This window comes from Sphingomonas sp. CFBP 13603 (assembly GCF_014892665.1).
GTDB lineage: Bacteria > Pseudomonadota > Alphaproteobacteria > Sphingomonadales > Sphingomonadaceae > Sphingomonas.
The window spans coordinates 335,639-354,819 of sequence record NZ_JADBIA010000003.1 but is presented as its reverse complement, the minus strand read 5'-3'; the positions used below and the strand labels follow the sequence as shown (position 1 = coordinate 354,819).

The 19,181-nt window shown below is 65.8% G+C and carries 14 protein-coding genes and 1 tRNA gene; 9 read left to right on the top strand and 6 right to left on the bottom strand.

Annotated features, from left to right (window positions below):
• From IFR23_RS07105 to IFR23_RS07090, 4 genes are all read right to left on the bottom strand, one after another.
• The gene (locus IFR23_RS07105) at nucleotides 1–558 is read right to left on the bottom strand and encodes a DUF2059 domain-containing protein (protein ID WP_192975267.1); all 558 of its coding nucleotides are present in this window, start codon (nucleotides 556–558) and stop codon (nucleotides 1–3) included.
• Nucleotides 559–578: 20 nt separating this feature from the next.
• On the bottom strand, nucleotides 579–2,021 hold the full coding sequence (locus IFR23_RS07100; protein ID WP_192975266.1) for an NAD(P)-dependent oxidoreductase: 1,443 nt from the start codon (nucleotides 2,019–2,021) through the stop codon (nucleotides 579–581).
• Nucleotides 2,022–2,172: 151 nt separating this feature from the next.
• Nucleotides 2,173–2,982, bottom strand: a complete 810-nt coding sequence (locus IFR23_RS07095; protein WP_056064003.1) for an undecaprenyl-diphosphate phosphatase — start codon at nucleotides 2,980–2,982, stop codon at nucleotides 2,173–2,175.
• A gap of 68 nt (nucleotides 2,983–3,050) precedes the next feature.
• A complete protein-coding gene (locus tag IFR23_RS07090; RefSeq protein ID WP_192975265.1) occupies nucleotides 3,051–4,004 on the bottom strand; it encodes a complex I NDUFA9 subunit family protein in 954 nt (317 codons plus the stop codon).
• 112 nt (nucleotides 4,005–4,116) lie between these two features.
• Between IFR23_RS07090 and IFR23_RS07085 the strand changes: the two genes are divergently transcribed.
• Together IFR23_RS07085 and IFR23_RS07080 are read left to right on the top strand one after the other, a co-directional pair.
• A tRNA-Leu gene (locus tag IFR23_RS07085) sits at nucleotides 4,117–4,203 on the top strand.
• Nucleotides 4,204–5,031: 828 nt separating this feature from the next.
• Nucleotides 5,032–8,040, top strand: coding sequence for a TonB-dependent receptor plug domain-containing protein (locus IFR23_RS07080; RefSeq protein WP_197978321.1), 3,009 nt, complete (start codon nucleotides 5,032–5,034; stop codon nucleotides 8,038–8,040).
• 58 nt (nucleotides 8,041–8,098) lie between these two features.
• Here the strand turns inward: IFR23_RS07080 and clpB are convergent, their stop codons facing one another.
• Nucleotides 8,099–10,678, bottom strand: a complete 2,580-nt coding sequence (gene clpB, locus IFR23_RS07075; protein ID WP_192975264.1) for an ATP-dependent chaperone ClpB — start codon at nucleotides 10,676–10,678, stop codon at nucleotides 8,099–8,101.
• A 181-nt stretch (nucleotides 10,679–10,859) separates the two neighbouring features.
• Here clpB and IFR23_RS07070 point away from each other — a divergent pair, with 181 nt between their 5' ends.
• A complete protein-coding gene (locus tag IFR23_RS07070) occupies nucleotides 10,860–11,273 on the top strand; it encodes a thioesterase family protein (RefSeq protein ID WP_192975263.1) in 414 nt (137 codons plus the stop codon).
• 21 nt (nucleotides 11,274–11,294) lie between these two features.
• Here IFR23_RS07070 and IFR23_RS07065 read toward each other — a convergent pair whose 3' ends face one another.
• Nucleotides 11,295–11,453, bottom strand: a complete 159-nt coding sequence (locus IFR23_RS07065; protein ID WP_107963485.1) for a DUF1674 domain-containing protein — start codon at nucleotides 11,451–11,453, stop codon at nucleotides 11,295–11,297.
• 104 nt (nucleotides 11,454–11,557) lie between these two features.
• Between IFR23_RS07065 and IFR23_RS07060 the strand changes: the two genes are divergently transcribed.
• The 6 genes from IFR23_RS07060 (at nucleotide 11,558) to IFR23_RS07035 (ending at nucleotide 19,067) form a co-directional block, all read left to right on the top strand.
• Nucleotides 11,558–12,835, top strand: a complete 1,278-nt coding sequence (locus IFR23_RS07060; protein WP_192975262.1) for an RsmB/NOP family class I SAM-dependent RNA methyltransferase — start codon at nucleotides 11,558–11,560, stop codon at nucleotides 12,833–12,835.
• 78 nt (nucleotides 12,836–12,913) lie between these two features.
• Complete coding sequence (gene rpe / locus IFR23_RS07055; protein WP_192975261.1) at nucleotides 12,914–13,570, top strand: ribulose-phosphate 3-epimerase; 657 nt, start codon at nucleotides 12,914–12,916, stop codon at nucleotides 13,568–13,570.
• Nucleotides 13,571–13,587: 17 nt separating this feature from the next.
• Nucleotides 13,588–15,303, top strand: a complete 1,716-nt coding sequence (locus IFR23_RS07050; RefSeq protein ID WP_342344888.1) for a heparinase II/III family protein — start codon at nucleotides 13,588–13,590, stop codon at nucleotides 15,301–15,303.
• Nucleotides 15,304–15,512: 209 nt separating this feature from the next.
• Nucleotides 15,513–17,075: a bifunctional phosphoribosylaminoimidazolecarboxamide formyltransferase/IMP cyclohydrolase gene (purH, locus tag IFR23_RS07045; protein ID WP_192975260.1), complete on the top strand. Its 1,563-nt coding sequence runs from the start codon at nucleotides 15,513–15,515 to the stop codon at nucleotides 17,073–17,075.
• 276 nt (nucleotides 17,076–17,351) lie between these two features.
• The gene (locus IFR23_RS07040; RefSeq protein ID WP_056053652.1) at nucleotides 17,352–17,690 is read left to right on the top strand and encodes a P-II family nitrogen regulator; all 339 of its coding nucleotides are present in this window, start codon (nucleotides 17,352–17,354) and stop codon (nucleotides 17,688–17,690) included.
• 24 nt (nucleotides 17,691–17,714) lie between these two features.
• Nucleotides 17,715–19,067 carry an ammonium transporter gene (locus IFR23_RS07035; protein WP_244655498.1) on the top strand — a complete coding sequence of 451 codons (1,353 nt, stop codon included), beginning with the start codon at nucleotides 17,715–17,717 and terminating at the stop codon, nucleotides 19,065–19,067.
• Nucleotides 19,068–19,181: the final 114 nt, after the last annotated feature.

Below are 19,181 nucleotides of genomic sequence, written 5' to 3'. Positions count from 1 at the left end.
TCACTTCTTCTTCTCTTCGGGCGTGGCAGCCTGCTTGGCGAATTCGGCGACATCGGCCTGCATGTGGGCCATCGAGGATTGCATCATCGACCGCTGCCAGGCGGCGACGTCTGGGTCGGCCATGATCGTCAGCGATTGCTGCATGTACGCACGGCCGCTCGGCGTCGCGAAGAACGCCTTGATGTCACGGCATTGGGCGACATCGAAGCGTCGTGCATAGGCGCGCGCCATCGCCTCGACCATGCTCGGCAATCCGTCGCGCATCAGTGTCATCGTGCGCGCCTGCTGCCGTTCCAGAAAGGTGGCAAACCGCGTCTGCATCTCCGGATGATCCGCCATCGCACTGCTGAACATCGGGCTCTGCGCCATGCCCTGCTGCAGATTGCCGAGCATCGGGGCGATCATGCTTTCGATCATCCGTTCACGCGATTCGGGCGGCATCAGCACGTTAATCAGCTCGCGCGCCGCCGTGAGGCGGGCCGGATCGGGGGCCGGGACGGCGACAGGCGATGCCTGCGCATGCGCCGCCGACGGCAACATTGCGCCCGCCAGCAACACGGCGCTGAGAAACCCGTGCCTCATGCCGCAACCTTCGCGTTGGCCGCCTTGGTCTTCAGCCATTTGTGCATCGTCGCGGCGACGTCGCGGCCGTCGCGGATCGCCCAGACGACGAGGCTCGCACCGCGGACGATGTCGCCCGCTGCGAACACGCCGTCGAGCGAGGTCATCAGCGTCTTGCCGTCGACCAGTACGGTGCCCCAACGGCTCACGCCAAGCTCCTGCGTTGCGAACAGCGTCGGCAGGTCCTCGGCGTCGAAGCCGAGCGCCTTTATAACGAGATCCGCGTCGACCGAATAATCGCCGGCGGGATCGGGTTCCGGGGCACGCCGGCCGCTTGCGTCGGGCGCGCCGAGACGCATCTTCCGGACCTTTACGCTCGACACCACGTCACCGCCGTCGAAGCTCTGCGGCCCCGAGAGCCAGACGAACTCGACGCCCTCCTCCTCGGCATTGGCGACTTCGCGCTGCGATCCGGGCATGTTGGCGCGGTCGCGACGGTAGAGGCATTTCACCGACTTGGCGCCCTGGCGGATCGCGGTGCGGACGCAGTCCATCGCGGTGTCGCCGCCGCCGATCACGACGACGTCCTTGCCCTCGGCATTCAGGCTGCCGTCGTCGAACGCGGGGACCGCGTCACCGAAACCCTTGCGGTTCGACGCGACGAGGAAGTCGAGCGCGGCGACCACGCCGTTCGATCCGCCACCCGGCAGGTCCATCGCGCGCGCCTTGTAGACGCCGGTCGCGATCAGGATCGCGTCGTGGCGCTGGCGGAGATCGTCGAGGCTCGCGTCATCGCCGACCGCGAAGCCTTCGTGGAAGACGATGCCGGCTGCCTTGAGCCGCTCTACACGGCGCATGACGATCGGCTTTTCGAGCTTGAAGCCGGGGATGCCGTAGGTGAGCAACCCGCCCGCGCGGTCATAGCGGTCGTAAACATGGACGTCGTAGCCGTGTCCGCGCAGATATTCCGCCGCGGTAAGACCTGCCGGCCCCGCACCGATCACGCCGACCGACTGGCCGCGCGACTTGCCCGGCACCAGCGGTTCGACCCAGCCATTCTCCCAGGCGGTGTCGGTGATGAACTTCTCGACCGAACCAATCGTGACCGCGCCGTGCCCGGTGAATTCGATGACGCAATTGCCTTCGCACAGGCGGTCCTGCGGACAGATCCGGCCGCAGATCTCGGGCATGGTCGAGGTCGCGTTGCTCAGCTCGTACGCCTCGCGCAGCCGCCCTTCCGCGGTCAGCCGGAGCCAGTCGGGGATATGGTTGTGCAGCGGGCAATGGACCGAGCAATAGGGCACGCCGCACTGCGAGCAGCGTCCGGCCTGTTCCTCGGCGGGCTCAACCGCGTATCGCTGCGCGATCTCACGGAAATCCTCCTGCCGCTCATCCGCGGTGCGCTTTGCCGGATAGGATTGCTCCCGCCCGACAAACTTTAGCATCGAATCGTTCGCCATACATGCCTCCGACAGCCGCGTTATTGCGCCATCGGGGGCTTGTCACCGTGAAATCGACCATTATGTCAGCATCACTGTCGTATTAATCGATAAAATTCGTGAAATTATCTAAGAACAATTCTCAACAAGCCTTATTGATACCGAGGCGGGCCTACTTGCTCAGTAGCCAGACCAACGCGGCCGAGCCGGCAGCTACCCGGTACCAGGCAAAAGGCACGAACCCGTGCTTGGTGACGATCCCGACGAACCACTTCACGACCAGCAGCGCGACGATGAACGACACCGCAGCGCCGATCGCGATCGCGCCCAGCCCGACACCGCCGCCGCTAGCGATCGCATCGCGGTTCTTCAGCAGTTCGAGCGCGCTTGCCCCCAGCATCGTCGGGATCGCGAGAAAGAAGCTGAACTCGGCCGCCGTGCGCCGCTCGACGCCCAACGCCAGCGCACCGAGAATCGTCGCACCGGAGCGGCTGACGCCGGGGACCATCGCCAGGCACTGAAGGAAACCGATACCGATCACCGTCTTCAGCGGGATGTCCGCAACGCCGCTGATGTCGCTGCGTGGGGCGAACCGCTCGACCGCGAGGATCGCGAAGCCGCCGACGATCAGCGCGATCGCGACGACCTCAGCATTCCCGAGCAGCGCCTCGATATACTTGTGCAGCGCGAGGCCGATCACCGCTGCCGGGATGAACGCGACCACGAGGTTGCGCAGGAACAGCCAGGATTTCGGTTCGCGCTTCAACAGCCCCATGCCGACCGCCCAGAACGTCCGCCAGTACAGCACGACGATCGCGAGAATCGCGCCGAGCTGGATCACGACGTTGAAAACTTCCCAGCGCCCCGCGTCATAGCCGAGCAGCCGTGTCGCGAGAATCAGATGCCCAGTCGACGAGACGGGAAGGAATTCGGTGATCCCTTCGACGATGCCGAGGAGGATGACGGTGAGAAGTTCGGTCAAGCAGGCGCTCCGGCGTCGCGGGTTTCAAAAAAGGCGCGGGTGTCAGGGCAGGCTTAGCACGTGCAGCATCAGCCTGCGTGAACTTCCGCACGCGTTTCGGCGCGCCGGCCGAACCGTCCGGCCTTGCGAAAGCGTACCAGCCAGCCCGGCGCGACCGTCGACAGCGGCGTCGCCTCGATCCCGAACGCTGCGAGGCCATCGGTGCCGGTGACGATATTGTCGCTCTGCAGCATCGTCCACTGGTCCTTGGTGATCGGCGCGCCCGGCAGGAAGCCGCCCTTGGCGATCAGCGCACCGGCAAAGTCCGGCAGCTCGATGATCGAGGGATTGCGGCCGATCGTCTTGGCGATCCAGCGGATGAGATTGCCCATCGTGATGATATCCGGCCCGCCGAGTTCCAGCGTCTGGCCGCCGAAGGTTTCGGGATCGGACGCCGCTGCGACCACCGCGTCGGCCACGTTGCCGACGAACACCGGCTGGAACTTCGCGCCCGCGCGCAGGACCGGCACGACCGGCGCCTTGGCGATCATCCCGGCAAAGCGGTTCACGAACTGGTCTTCCTGGCCGAACACGATCGACGGTCGCAGGATGGTCGCGTTCGGGAACGCTTCGAGCACCGCTGCCTCGCCCTGTCCCTTGGACTTGCCGTAGGCCGAAGCGGACGCGGGATCGGCGCCGATCGCCGAGACGTGCACGAGCGCACCGACGCCGGCCTTCGCCGCAGCCTGCGCCACCGTCTGCGCGCCGAGTGCCTGGACGCGCTGGAAATCGCCCGCGAGCACGCCGACTAGGTTCACCACCACGTCCGAGCCGTGCACCGCATGCGCAATCGTCTCGGGCTTGGTGACGTCGGCGCCGACGAACTGCGTCTGGCCGAGCCCGCCGAGCGGTTTCAGGAAGAACGCCTGCCGCGGATCGCGCTGTGCGATGCGGACGCGTGCGCCCGTCGCCAGCAGCGCCTGTGCGACATAGCGGCCGACGAAACCGCCACCCCCGATCAGCGTCACCAGTTTGTCGTTCATCGCGCGTCCGTCCACTTTGTTTTGCCTGCCAATCACGAATAACCCCTTGCCCCAGCAAGAGGCGTGTTGACAAGCATCGGGACCCTCCACTAGAGGCGCCCTCCTACCCAGTGCCCGGATGGCGGAATTGGTAGACGCACCAGCTTCAGGTGCTGGCGATCGCAAGGTCGTGGAGGTTCGAGTCCTCTTCCGGGCACCATTACTGATCGAAGACGGGCAGTGTACCGTCTTCGACGAAACGTCCTGCAGCGACACTGTTTTCAAGTCATGGGACCGGACCGGAGGGCATGATCTCCCGCTTCGACGCACTTGCCGTATCGATCAACATTTTGAGGTAGGCGGACCGGAGAGCGCTGCTCTCGCCCCGCATCTTTTTACGCAGCATATCGCTGAAACGATCGATCGCTTTCTCGTCAGATCCGGCTCGACAAGTTCAGCGTGCGGGGCGAGTTTACCCTCGCGCCGGCCAGGCCGCGTCCTGCCCGATTTTTTCCCTGACCAGCGGCACTATGATGCCAGCGCGGTTGGATGGCGGCGTATAGCTTTAATGAAGCCGTCCCCGCGCAGTGTCTCGTTGAGGGCGACGACGAGGTCCGAACGGCGTTTGGTAATTCTGGCGAGCGCGTTGAGCTCGGTAAGCGCCGCACCAGCCGGCTTCCGTCCATACGGCGGCACGGGTCCACAGGACCGCATCGAATAGACCCTATTCAGACGGAAATAGCGTGATTGCCGATGGCAGCGCGCAGGTGACGACGACGACGCATAACAGCCGTTCAATCGACCAAATCTAACAGATATGTCATATTCTGTGTCCTTTTCGGCACTAGGTTTCCGAAAGTTACAATTTCAAGTCATGGCGTCTTTACTCGAAATCTGGAGGCTCGCATGCCTCTGTCACCGCCTTGCATCACCGTACGTTTCGGCAGGTAGGGGTAGGCCATGACCGATACGGATCGTCAAAACGACCGTGTCGGGTCGATTTGGGGAATTGTTCGTGATCACAACATCTTGCTTTAAGTCCAGGGCAATGCTTCTCGCTGCTGCGACGCCGCTGGCGTTCATCATGTCGACGGCTTCGGGGTTCGCGCAGGACGCGACGACAACTCCTGACGCAACGGCTGCCACGACTGCGCCGCTTCCGGCACAAACCGCTGACAAGGCCTCGGCCGATGCGCCAGCTCAGGACATCGTCGTCACCGGTTCGCGGTTTCGTCGTACCGATACCGAGACGCCGTCGCCCGTCACCGTGCTGACGACCGAGAACCTCACGCGGGCAGGCATCACCAACATCAACGACGCGGTGCGGTCGATCTCGGCCGATGGCGCCGGGTCGATCTCGACCGGGTTCCAGAACGGCTTCTCGGCCGGTGGTGCGGCGGTGTCGCTGCGCGGTCTGGGCGTGTCGTCGACGCTGGTGTTGATCGACGGCCTGCGTTCGACCAACTTCCCGCTCAACGACGATGGCCACAACGCCTATGTCGATCTCAATTCGATCCCGTTCAGCGCGGTCGAGCGGATCGAAGTGCTGAAGGACGGCGCATCGGCAACCTATGGCGCCGACGCGATCGGTGGCGTGGTCAACGTCATCATGAAGAAGCAGTTCGTCGGCGTCGCCGGCACGGCCGAAGGCGGCGTGAGCGAGCATGGCGACGGCAGCCGCTACCGTGCCAACCTGACCGCCGGCTTTGGCGACTACGCCTCGACCGGTTGGAATTTCTACGTCAACGGCGAATATCAGCGTGACTCCGCGATTGCCGTGAAGGATCGTGGGTTTCCGTACAACACGCTCGACTTGAGCTCGATCGGCGGGATCGACGGCAACGCCGCCGATAGTTCGCTGACGACGGCAACCGCCAATGCCGTCGTGGTCCGGGCCGGGCAGACGGATACGAACAACCCCTTTGCAGGTAGCACGGCGGCGACCCCGAGCGGAACTTACGTCAACGCAGCCGGGCTGACGGTTCCCTACAGCAACTACACGACGCTGAACACGAACTGCGCAAACGGGACTTATACGGTCACGAGCGGCGCCTCGCGAGGCACTGGATGCCGTCACGACAACACGTACGAATACGGCCAGATCCAGCCGATGCAGGAACGCTACAACTTTAGCGGTCGCTTGAGCGTCCGTCTTAGCGACAATATCGAAGGCTATGTCACCGGCAGCTATTCCAACAGCCGGGTCGACATCGTTCGTCCGCCTGCGGCGATCCGTCAGACGCAGCCTTACGGTGCAGCCCCAGCCCTGGCGTCGAGCAACCCGGGCATCGTCCTTCCCGTCTACATCTGCGCTGCGGGCGTGAACTGCGCGACTGCCGCCGATCGGACGCGGAATCCGAACAACCCGTACGCGCTGGCTGGCGAGGACAGCGCTGCCCGCATCTATTATCTGTTCGGCGACATCCCCGTCGGGACGAGCCGCACCAACGAAGTCATCCGCGGTGCCGCCGGCCTGCATGGCGATTTCGGCGATGGCTGGAACTGGCAGGTCGACGCGGTCGGCGCGAAGGACAATCTCAACATCACGTCGTTCGGTGTGATCAACATCGCCGGCCTGAAGCAGGCGATCAACACCGGCGCGTACAACTTCATGGATCCAAGCCAGAACAGCGCCGCAACACGCGCGCTAGTCTCGCCGACCTACACGGTAGGGTCGCACACCTCGATGGTGTCGCTCGACGGGTCGATCAGCAAGGCATTGTTCCAGCTTCCGGGTGGTCCGCTCCAGCTCGCCGTCGGTGGGCAGGTGCGTCACGAGGTCGAAGAGAATAACAGCCTGAACGCCAACCTCGATCGTTACGCCAACACCTCGGCAGCATTCGGCAAGCACACCGTTTCGGCGGCGTATTTCGAAATCAGCGCACCGGTGCTGACGCAGCTCGAGATCAACGCGTCGGGCCGTTACGATCACTATTCGGAAGGGTTCGGACGCTTCTCGCCGAAGGTCGGCGCGAAGTTCACGCCGATCAAGGAACTCGCGATCCGCGGTACCTATTCGCAGGGCTTCCGTGCACCGACGTTCGCCGAGAACAACCCGCTCAGCAGCTTTGCCGGTTTCGTCACCTACACGCCGCCGACCAGCTTCCAGCTTGCGCATGGCGGTTTGATCAACCCTCCTGCGAACTCGGGTCTCACGCCGAACACGAACCCGTATGCGCAGTCCTACAGCCTCGGCTCGGGCTTCAGCGGCAACCCCGATCTGAAGCCTGAGAAGTCGCGCAGCTTCACCGCGGGTACGGTCGTCCAGCCGCTGCCGTGGCTGAGCTTCACGGTCGATTACTACAACATCAAGAAGAGCGACGTGATCGTGACCGGCCCGAACGCCGGCGCCGCTCGTGCTGCCTATTACGCCGGGCAGCCGCTGCCGGCCGGTTATACGGTGTCGGCGGTCGACGCGATCGATCCGCTGTTTCCGACTGCGATTCCCCGCGTGCTGATCATCAATGCGCCCTATGTGAACGCGGCGAGCGTCAAGACCGAGGGGCTCGATTTCGGCCTCAACGCCAACATTCCGCTGACCGACGACATCCGCTTCGTCAGCCGGGCCGACGTGACCCGCGTCCTGAAGTACAACCAGGACAATGGCGACGGCGTGATCCAGAAGTTCGCCGGTACGCTCGGACCGTACGAGCTGTCGTCGGGCGCGGGTACGCCGAAGTGGCGCGGCAACTGGCAGAACACGCTAGAGTTCGGGGCACTGTCGATCAGCGCGACGACCTATTATGTGTCGAAGATCAAGGAAGTGGCCGCCGACGAGGGTACACCACTGACCTGCTCGGATGATCCCGACCTCGACGGCAACCTCTACGGTACCGGTACGAAGTTCTGTAACGTCAAGCGCTTCATCTACGCCGATCTGAACGTGGCCGTTGCCGTGAACGACAAGTTCTCGTTCAACTTCAATGTCGGCAACTTCACCAACGAGAAGGCGCCGATCGCACCGGCTTCGTATTCCGGCACGAACTATCTGCCGACCTGGCATTATGCCGGCGTCATCGGCCGTACCTTCCGCGCCGGTGCGAACTTCACGTTCTAACGCACATCGCTTAATCGTAAAAAGGGCGGCTTCCTCGGGGAAGTCGCCCTTTTCGCGTTCAGGCGACCTGGAGCACCAGCTTCCCGTCGCCCTCGTCGACCTTGACGGTCGCGCCGTCCTTCACCTCGCCGCGCAGGATCATGTCGGCGAGCGGATCCTGCAGATACCGCTGGACCGCGCGTTTCAACGGCCGCGCACCGTACACCGGGTCGTAGCCCACCCGGCCGAGCCACGCGCGTGCGGCGTCGGTCAGATCTAGCACGATCTTGCGATCCGCCAGCAGCTTGTCGACGCGCGACACCTGGATGTCGACGATCGGCGCCATGTGCGCCTGTCCAAGCCGGTGGAACAGGATCACTTCGTCGAGCCGGTTGAGGAACTCCGGGCGGAAGTGAGACCGTACGATCTCCATCACCTGCGGCTCGACCGACGACACGTCGTCGCCCTCCGCCATGTTCGCCAGATACTGGCTGCCGAGGTTCGACGTCAGGATGATCAGCGTGTTGCTGAAATCCACCGTGCGCCCCTGGCCGTCGGTCAGCCGGCCGTCGTCGAGCACCTGTAACAGCACGTTGAACACGTCGCCGTGTGCCTTCTCGACCTCGTCGAACAGAATGACCTGGTACGGCCGCCTGCGCACCGCCTCGGTCAGCACGCCGCCTTCCTCATAGCCGACATAGCCCGGAGGCGCGCCGATCAGCCGCGCGACCGCGTGCTTCTCCATGAACTCGCTCATGTCGATGCGGACCATCGCGCTCGGATCGTCGAACAGGAACTCCGCGAGCGCCTTGGTCAGCTCGGTCTTGCCGACGCCGGTAGGCCCGAGGAACAGGAACGAGCCCAGCGGCCGGTTAGGATCCTGCAACCCCGCACGCGCACGGCGGACCGCGGTCGACACCGCCTTTACCGCATGCGCCTGGCCGATCACGCGCTTGCCGATCGTCGCCTCCATGGCCAGCAGCTTGTCGCGCTCGCCCTGAAGCATCCGCTCCACCGGAATACCGGTCCAGCGGCTGACGACGCCGGCGATATCATCCGCGGTCACCTCCTCCCGCAGCATCGCGCCCTTGGTAGCCCCCGCCGCCTCGTCGAGCTGGCGCTGCAACCCCGGAATCGTGCCGTAGGAAAGCTCGCCCGCCTTGGCGAGATCGCCCGACCGCTGCGCCTGCTCCAGTTCGAGCCGGGCGGCATCGAGCTGTTCCTTCACCCGCGCCTCAGCATTAATTTTGTCCTTCTCGCCCTTCCAGCGCGTCGTCAGCTCGGCGGATTGCTCCTCAAGATTGACGAGTTCGCCCTCCAGCGTGTCGAGCCGGTCGACCGACGCGTCGTCGGTTTCGCGCTTCAACGCCTCGCGCTCGATCTTCAGCTGGATGATCCGCCGGTCGAGATTTTCGATCGCCTCGGGCTTCGATTCGACCTCCATGCGGATCCGCGAGGCGGCCTCGTCCATCAGGTCGATCGCCTTGTCGGGCAGGAAGCGGTCGGTGATGTAGCGGTTCGACAGCGTCGACGCGGCGACGATCGCGCCGTCGGTGATCCGCACGCCGTGATGCAACTCGTACTTTTCCTTCAGTCCGCGCAGGATCGAGATCGTGTCCTCGACCGTCGGTTCGCCGACCATGACGGGCTGGAACCGCCGCTGCAAAGCGGGGTCCTTCTCGACATATTTGCGATACTCGTCGAGCGTGGTCGCGCCGACGCAGTGGAGTTCGCCACGCGCGAGGGCTGGCTTGAGCAGATTGCCTGCATCCATCGCGCCCTCGGATTTGCCCGCGCCGATCAGCTGGTGCATCTCGTCGATGAACAGGATGATGTCGCCCTCGGCGGCCTTCACTTCGTCGAGCACGCCCTTCAGCCGCTCCTCGAACTCGCCGCGATATTTCGCCCCTGCGATCAACGAGCCTAGGTCGAGCGACATCAGCCGGCGGTCCTTCAGCGTATCGGGCACGTCACCATTGGCGATCCGAAGGGCTAGCCCTTCCGCGATAGCCGTTTTCCCAACGCCGGGTTCGCCGATCAGCGCCGGATTGTTCTTGGTCCGGCGCGCGAGGATCTGGATGGTGCGACGGATTTCCTCGTCGCGGCCGATGACGGGGTCGAGCTTGCCGTCGCGCGCCGCCTGGGTGAGGTCGCGCGCGAATTTCTTGAGCGCATCATAGCGATCCTCGGCGCCCGCGGTGTCGGCTGAGCGACCCTGGCGCAGGCCGTTGATCGCGGTGTTCAGCCCCTCGGGCGTCACGCCGCCCGCCTTCAAGGCCTTGCCCGCCGCGGTGTTGAGCGACAGCGCGAGCGCGACCAGCAGCCGCTCGACGGTGACGAAGCTGTCGCCCGCCTTGCTGGCAATCTGCTCGGCCTGATCGAGCACGCGCACCGCGTCGTTGTCGATTCCCGGCGTGGTCTGCGCGCCCGAGCCCGACACGACCGGGATTTTCGCGAGCGCCAGATCGGTCTCCGACGTCGCGCGCTTGGCGTCGCCGCCCGCGGCCTTGATCAGCCCGGCGGCCATGCCCTGCTCGTCCTCCAGCAGTGCCTTCAGCAGATGCTCGGGCGCGATCCGCTGGTGGTTCATGCGGATCGCGACGGTCTGCGCGGATTGCAGGAAGCCCTTCGCGCGGTCGGTGAATTTGTCGATGTTCATGACGAATTCCTGTGGGATTGGTTCGGTGTTGGCCGAAAGATGGTGTTGTATTTGGGCAACACAAGAGGAGGGCGCAGGTCGGATGCTAGGGCCCGCGCGACGCATCCGGAATAGCGTTTATTGTCGGTATCGAAGCGCCGCCGTCATCGCTATGTTCAGGTTCGCATGCTATATGCAGCGCGTGTCCACAGCTCTCCCCCATACCTACGCCATCGGCATCGAGCCGGCCGACATCGACTTCATGGGTCACGTCAACAACGCGAACTATCTGAAGTGGGTACAGGCCGCAGTGATCGACCATTGGCAGCGCTTGGCGCCCGCCGAAGCCGTCGCCGGGCACCTCTGGGTGGCGCTCAAGCACGAGATCACCTACCGCAAGCCCGCGTTCCTTGACGACGACGTCATCGCGACGGTGCTGCTCGAGAAGGTCCAGGGTGCGCGGGCATTCTACGAGACGATCATCAAGCGCGGCGAGGATGTGCTCGCCGAGGTGAAGTCGAGCTGGTGCTGCCTCGATGCCGAGACGCTGCGCCCGTCGCGTTTGGCGAACAGCGTCGTCGAGCATTTCTTCCCGAAGGCCGATCTTAAGGACTGATACGCCTGGGACGATCGGTCCTCAAAAATCGATCGCCATGCCCTTCAGCTCCCAGTCGCCGTACCGCGTAGGATCGCGCGGCTCGGGGTCCTTGTCCGGCACGATCGCTTCGGGTTTCGGCACCGGCGTATTCTTCGCGAGATATTCGGGTGGCTTAACGTGATCGGGGCGCTGGCCCATCGCGGCTCTCCGGATTTGCGTGTTGGCGTCGTAACCGCCACATGGGCCCTGTCGCGCCGCTTTGCCACAAGCCGCGCGCCAAACCGAACGCGAAGGACCTTCATATGCCCGACTATACCCACGCCCCCGAGCCGCTCGGCGTCCCGACCCGCCGCGCCGCGCTCCGCCTGCTAGACGCCGTGCTCCGCCGCGGCGAGTCGCTCGAATCCGCACTCCCCGCCGCCACGCGCGCGATCCACGGCCCAGACCGTGGCCTCGCCCATGCGATCGCCGCCGAGACGCTGCGCCGCCTCCCCGATCTCGACGCGATGATCGATTCGGTCACCAAGACCAACCTGCCCGACGATGCGAAGGCGCGCATGGCGCTCCGCATCGCGCTCGTCCAGGTGCTGATCCTCGGCACCCCCTCGCACGCTGCGATCTCGACCGTGTTGCCGTTGGTCGACGGCGGCCCGCGCAAACTCGTCCACGGCGTGTTCGGCACGCTGTTCCGCGCCAACATGCTGCTCCCCGAGGTGCCGACGTTGCCGGCCCCCGTCGAACTCCGCTGGGAAGCCGCGTGGGGCGAGGAGATGGTCGACGCCGCCGGCCGCGCGATCGCGCAGGTGCCGCCGCTCGACCTGACGATCGCCGACCCGTCCGAAACCGAAGGCTGGCGCGAGAAACTCGGCGGCGAAAGCTTCATGCCCGGCCATCTCCGCTTGGGCGACCATGACTCCGTCCCCGACATGGCCGGCTTCGGCGACGGCGCCTGGTGGGTACAGGACATCGCCGCCTCGCTCCCCGCGCGGTTGCTCGGCAAAGGGGAGGGGAATGTCCTCGATCTCTGCGCGGCGCCCGGCGGCAAGACGCTGCAACTCGCGAGCGCCGGCTGGACCGTCACCTCGGTCGACAATTCGCAGAGCCGCATCAAGCGCCTGCGCGAGAACCTCTACCGCACGCACCTGAAGGCCGAGGTCGTCAACGCCGACATCCTCGAATGGGCACCGACCGAGCCCGCCGACGCGATCCTGATCGACGCGCCGTGCAGCGCCACCGGTATCTTCCGCCGCCACCCCGACGTCCTCCACCGCGTCCGCCCCTCGATCATCGCCGAGACCGCGGCGTTGCAGGCGCGGATCTTCGCGCGGGCGGCGGACTGGGTGAAGCCGGGCGGCACTTTGGTGTACGCCACCTGCTCACTCGAACCGTCGGAAGGCGAAGCGCAACTCGACGCGTTCCTGTCCGCGCGCAGCGACTACACGATCGCCCCGGTGGACCAGTCCGAACTCCCCGCCGGCATCACCCCGACAGAAGCAGGTACCGTCCGCACGCTCCCCGGCATGCTCGCCGACCAAGGCGGCTGCGACGGCTTCTTCATCGCAAGATTGAAGCGCGCCTAAATTCTTCCCCCCTCCCTTCCAGGGAGGGGCGAAAACCAAACCCTTCGCACCACGCGAATCCCGCGCTAGGACAAAACCATGCAACCCGTCCGCATCGCCCCCTCGATCCTCTCCGCCGACTTCGCCAAACTCGGCGAGGAGGTCCGCGCCATCGACGCGGCCGGCGCCGACTGGATCCACATCGACGTGATGGACGGGCATTTCGTCCCCAACATCTCGTTCGGCCCCGCGGTCATGAAGTCGGTCCGCGGCGTCACCACCAAGCCGTTCGACGTCCACTTGATGATCTCACCCGTCGACGCCTATCTCGACGCGTTCGCGGAGGCCGGCGCCGACTGCATCACCGTGCATTACGAAGCTGGCCCGCACATCCATCGCTCGCTCCAGCACATCAAGAGCCTCGGCAAGCGCGCGGGTGTCGTGATCTGCCCCGGCACGCCGGCGAAGATGCTCGACTACCTCATGGACATGGTCGACCTCGTGCTGGTGATGAGCGTCAACCCCGGCTTCGGCGGCCAGAGCTTCATCCCGAGCCAGCTCAAGAAGATCTCGGCGATCCGCACGATGATCGAAAAGAGCGGCCGCACGATCGATCTCGAAGTCGATGGCGGCGTCGATGCGGAGTGGGCGAAACGCTGCATCGAGGCCGGCGCCGACGCGCTGGTCGCGGGCACCTCGGTCTTCCGCGGCGGCCCCAACCACTACGCCGCCAACATCGCCGCGTTGCGGGGGTGAACGAACCGCGTGATCCCGTGACCGATCCCGCACCGGACGGGATCGACGAAGGCCGCCGCCTGATCCGGCTCGGCGGCGACAAGGGGCTGTCGCTCGCCGATCGCCTCGCCGAGCGCTTCCACCGCCTGACGTGGCGCACCCCGCTCCACACGCTCCGCCTCAAGGGCCGCTACCCTCTGAAGCTGATCGCGGTCCCCGACGATCCCATTCTCGGCGACATCCCGCGCGGCACGATGTTGCTCGAAGGCGTCCTCTCGTTCCGCGGCGAAGCGCGCGACATCGAGACGCTCGATCTGTCGAAGCCGCTTCCCAAACCCTTCGCCGAATATCTCCACAGTTTCGCGTGGCTGCGCGACCTGTCGACCGTCGCGACCCGCGCGCGGGGCGCACCGATCGCCGAATACCTCGTGGGGCTCTGGCTGACCGCGCACGCCGACACGCAAGGCGGGATCGCGTGGCGCCCGGACATGTGGGGCCGCCGGATCCTCGCCTGGACCGCACACGCGCCGCTGATCCTGTCGTCGTCCGACCAGATCTACCGCTCGAAGGTGCTCAACGCGCTCGCCAAGGGCGCACTCCACCTCGATCGCAATGCCGACAAGGCGCCGGCGGGGGCGCCGCGCATCGCCGCGTGGTGCGGAGTCGTCGCGGCCGGACTCCTCATCCCCGGCGGCGAGCCCCGCCAGGCCTTCGGTGAAGCCGGCCTCCTCCGCGCGCTCGGCACCGGCCTGTTCGACGACGGCGGCTCGGTCTCGCGCAGCCCGGCGATGCTGCTCGATTCGATCCAGCTGCTCACGCTCCTCCAGGAAAGCTACGCCGCCCGCAGCGCCGAACTCCCCGAGACGGTCGCGGTCACGCTCACCCGGATGGTCGCGGCCCTGCTCGGTGTCGCGCACGCTGATCGCGGCCTGTCGAGCTGGCAGGGCGGTGGGCCGGCCAGCGAAACGCAGGTCGCCGCGGTCATCGAAGCCAGCGGTGTCCGCACGCGTCCGCTCCGCCAGGCGCGCGACTGGGGCTATCAGCGCCTCGCCGCCGGCACCGCAGTGCTGATCGTCGATGCCGCCCCGCCGCCGATCGCCCGCCTCGTTGAAGGCGGCTGCGCCTCGACGCTCGCGTTCGAGTTCTCCGATGGCCCGGCGCGGATCGTCGTCAACTGCGGCGGCGCCCGCGCGGGCATCGCGCAACTGCCGCCCGCGATGGTCGAGGGTTTGCGCTCGACTGCCGCCCATTCCACGCTGACGATCGCCGACAGCAACTCGACCGCGATCCTCGCCGACGGCACGCTCGGCCGCGGCGTGGGTGAAGTCGAGCTCAGCCGCCAGGAATCGGACGCCGCCAGCCGGATCGAGGCGAGCCACGACGGCTATGTCCGCCGCTGGGGCTTCCTCCACCGCCGCCAGCTGATGCTCACCGGCGACGGCCGCGAACTCCGCGGCGAGGACGCGCTGTTGCCGCAGGGCCGCAAGCGCCGCGCCGGGTTGTCCCTCTTCGCGATCCGCTTCCATTTGGGGGAGGGCGTGCAGGTCTCCCCCACGGCGGACGGCCTGGGCGCGATCCTCCGCCTCCCCGGCGGTCCCCTATGGCAATTCCGCTGCCGCGGCGGCGCGCTGGTGGTCGAGGACAGCGTCTGGATCGACGCCGACGGCCGCCCGGTCGCGACGCAGCAGCTGATGATCACCGGCGAAGCCGCGGCCGGCGGCGCGAGTGTGAGCTGGGCACTGAAGAAGGCCTGACTGCCAGATTCGTCATTCCCGCGGAGGCGGGAACCCATATTGGCTAACCTCGCGATAGATGTGCCGGCTCCAGAGGTTATGGATCCCCGCCTGCGCGGGGATGACAAGTTTGAGCGAACGGGTGGCGGTTCGATCGGCTCGCCCCCTGTTCCCCAACGTCAACCAACGCTAAGGCACCGCCGCACGGCGACTCCCGACGAAAGACCCCCATGACCAGCATCCCGATCAAGCGCGCGCTCCTGTCCGTCTCCGACAAGACCGGGATCGTCGATCTCGGCAAGGCGCTCGCGAGCCACGGCGTAGAACTCGTCTCGACCGGCGGCACCGCGACGGCCCTCCGCGCCGCCGGCTTGGAAGTGCGCGACGTCAGCGAACTCACCGGCTTCCCCGAAATGATGGACGGCCGCGTCAAGACGCTTCACCCGATGGTCCATGGCGGCCTGCTCGCGGTCCGCGACGACGCCGGCCACGCCGCCTCGATGGCCGAGCACCAGATCGGCGCGATCGACCTTGTCATCGTCAACCTCTACCCGTTCGAGGCGACCGTCGCGAAGGGTGCCGACCGCGACACCGTGATCGAGAACATCGACATCGGCGGCCCGAGCATGGTGCGCTCGGCCGCCAAGAACCACGCCTATGTCGCGATCGTCACCGACCCCGCCGACTATGCGCTGGTATCGGGCGGCACCACCACGCTCGAAGACCGCAAGAAACTTGCCGCGAAGGCGTTCGCCACCACCGCAGCCTATGATTCGGCGATCGCGACGTGGTTCGGCACGGTAGACCAAGCCGAGGAATTCCCCGCCACGCTGCCGATTACGCTCAAGCGCGGCGACACGCTCCGCTACGGTGAGAACCCGCACCAGTCCGCCGCTTTCTACACCGCAACCGGCACCGTCCGCGGCATCGGCCAGGCCCGCCAGCTCCAGGGCAAGGCGCTCAGCTACAATAACCTCAACGACGCCGACGCCGCGCTCGAACTGATCGCCGAATTCCGCGATGCCGAGCCCTCCGTCGTGATCGTCAAGCATGCCAACCCCTGCGGCGTCGCCACCGGCGCCACGCTCGCCGAAGCGTACGCCGCGGCGTTCGCCTGCGACACGGTCTCCGCATTCGGCGGCATCATCGCCGTCAACCGCACGCTCGACGCCGAGACCGCACGCGCGATCACCGGCATCTTCACCGAAGTCGTCGTCGCCCCCGATGCCGACGAGGAAGCGATCGCGCTGTTCGCCGCCAAGAAGAATCTCCGCCTGCTGCTGACCGGCGACCTCCCCGATCCCGCCCGCGCAGGTCTGACGGCAAAGTCGATCGCCGGCGGCTGGCTCGTCCAGGGCCGCGACAACGGCACGCCCGGCGAGTTGAAGGTCGTCACCAAGCGCCAGCCGACACCGCAGGAACTCCTCGACTGCCGCTTCGCCTGGACCGTCGCCAAGCACACCAAGTCCAACGCGATCGTCTACGCCAAGGACGGCAGCACCGCAGGGATCGGTGCCGGCCAGATGAACCGCCTCGAATCCGCGCGCATCGCCGCCTGGAAGGCGAAGGACGCGGCAGAAAAGGCCGGCTGGTCCACCCCGCGCACGATCGGCTCGGCAGTCGCGTCGGATGCGTTCTTCCCCTTCGCCGACGGCCTGCTGGCCGCTGTGGAAGCGGGCGCGACCGCGGTGATCCAGCCCGGCGGCTCGATCCGCGACGCCGACGTCATCGCCGCCGCGGACGAAGCCGGCCTCGCGATGGTCTTCACCGGCATGCGCCACTTCCGCCACTGATAGCCTGACGCGCAACCCCACCGTCATCCCCGCGAAGGCGGGGACCCATACTGGCGAACCTCCGCGATTATCTCCAAAGACAGCCAGTATGGGTTCCCGCCTCCGCGGGAATGACGGATGTTGATGTGCTGCCCATAAAAGAGGCACCCGCACCGCACTGCACAAGTTTTAACCCCAAAACCCCCGCTGCCCGCCCTTCGAGCACTCCTGACCGCTCCACACCACAACTGGCATGCACATTGCGAGGCACCCCCGGTAACAAGGGGAAGGGGCGCGATGAAACTCGTCATTGCCATCATCAAGCCGTTCAAGCTCGACGAGGTGCGCGAAGCGCTCACCACGATCGGCGTGGCGGGCATGACGGTCACCGAGGTCAAGGGGTTCGGTCGTCAGAAGGGCCAGACCGAGATCTATCGCGGGGCCGAATACAGCACCAACATGGTGCCGAAGATCAAGATCGAGGTGGTCTGTGCCGCCAGCCTGTCCGACCGCGTGGTCGAGGCGATCCAGGCATCGGCGAACACCGGCGCGATCGGCGACGGCAAGATCTTCGTGCTCGACGTCGGCCAGGCAGTGCGGATCCGCACCGGCGAAACTGACGATTCAGCGCTCTGAGGGGGGGACGAAATGAAGCTTGATATGAAGACATCCGCCGTCGCGGCGCTAGGGTTCGGAGCAGCGATGATCGCCGCCGCACCCGCCTGGGCACAAGAGGTTGCGGCACCCGTCGTGGCCCCGGTCGTAGCGACCGTGAACAAGGGCGACACCGCCTGGATGATGACCTCGACGGTCCTCGTCCTGATGATGATCCTGCCCGGTCTCGCGCTGTTCTACGGCGGCCTCACGCGGTCGAAGAACATGCTGTCGACCATGACCCAGATCGGTGCCGTCGCGGCGCTCGCAATGCTGATCTGGGTGATGTGGGGCTACACGCTGGCGTTCGGTCCCGACGTGACCAACCCGCTGCTCAGCAACTTCATCGGCAGCTTCGACAAGGCGTTCCTGAAGGGCGTCACGCCAGCCTCGCAGGCAGCGACCTTCACGGCCGGCGTCGAGATCCCCGAATATGTCTTCATCTGCTTCCAGATGACCTTCGCCGCGATCACCATCGCGCTGGTCCTGGGATCGGTCGTCGAGCGCATGAAGTTCTCGGCGGTGATGGTGTTCGGCCTGGTCTGGCTGACGATCGTCTACTTCCCGATCGCGCACATGGTTTGGGCATCGAGCGGGTATTTCTTCAAGGCAGGCGCACTCGACTTCGCCGGCGGCACCGTGGTCCACATCAACGCCGGCGTCTCGGCGCTGGTCGCGGCCCTGATCCTCGGCAAGCGTATCGGCTATCCGAAGGAGCCGATGGCACCGCACTCGCTGGTCATGACCGGCATCGGCACTGGCCTACTCTGGGTCGGCTGGTTCGGCTTCAACGCAGGCTCGGCGCTCGAGGCGAACGGGTCTGCTGCGCTCGCGATGCTCAACACCTTCGTCGCCACAGCGTCGGCTGCGTTGTTCTGGATGCTTGCCGAGAAGCTCTCGGGTCACAAGGGTTCGGCACTGGGCTTCTGCTCGGGCATCGTCGCCGGCCTCGTCGCCGTCACGCCGGCCGCGGGCAACTCGGGACCGTTCGGCGCCATCGTCCTCGGTGCGATCGCCTCGCTCGTCTGCTTCATGGCAGTGTCGAAGCTCAAGCCGATGCTCGGCTACGACGACTCGCTCGACGCCTTCGGGATCCACGGCATCGGCGGCATGATCGGCGCGATCGGCACCGCGGTGGTCTACGCGCCGTCGCTCGGCGGGCCTGGTGCTGCGGACTATGCGATGGGCGCGAAGCTCTTCGTGCAGCTCCAGGCGGTGATCGTCACGATCATCTGGGCCACGATCGGCACCACGATCGCGATCTACGTCGCCAAGGCCGTCACCGGCCTGCGGGTCTCGCCGGAAGTCGAGCACGAGGGTCTCGACATCGGCGAGCACGGCGAGCGCGCTTACAACTGATCGGTAGCGGGCCAGTCGAGCCCGCACCCACGACGTTCCTCCTGCGGACAACCTTAGCCCGGTGTGGAAACACACCGGGCCTTTTTTGTCCGTCGACCGAAGTGGTACTTCGAT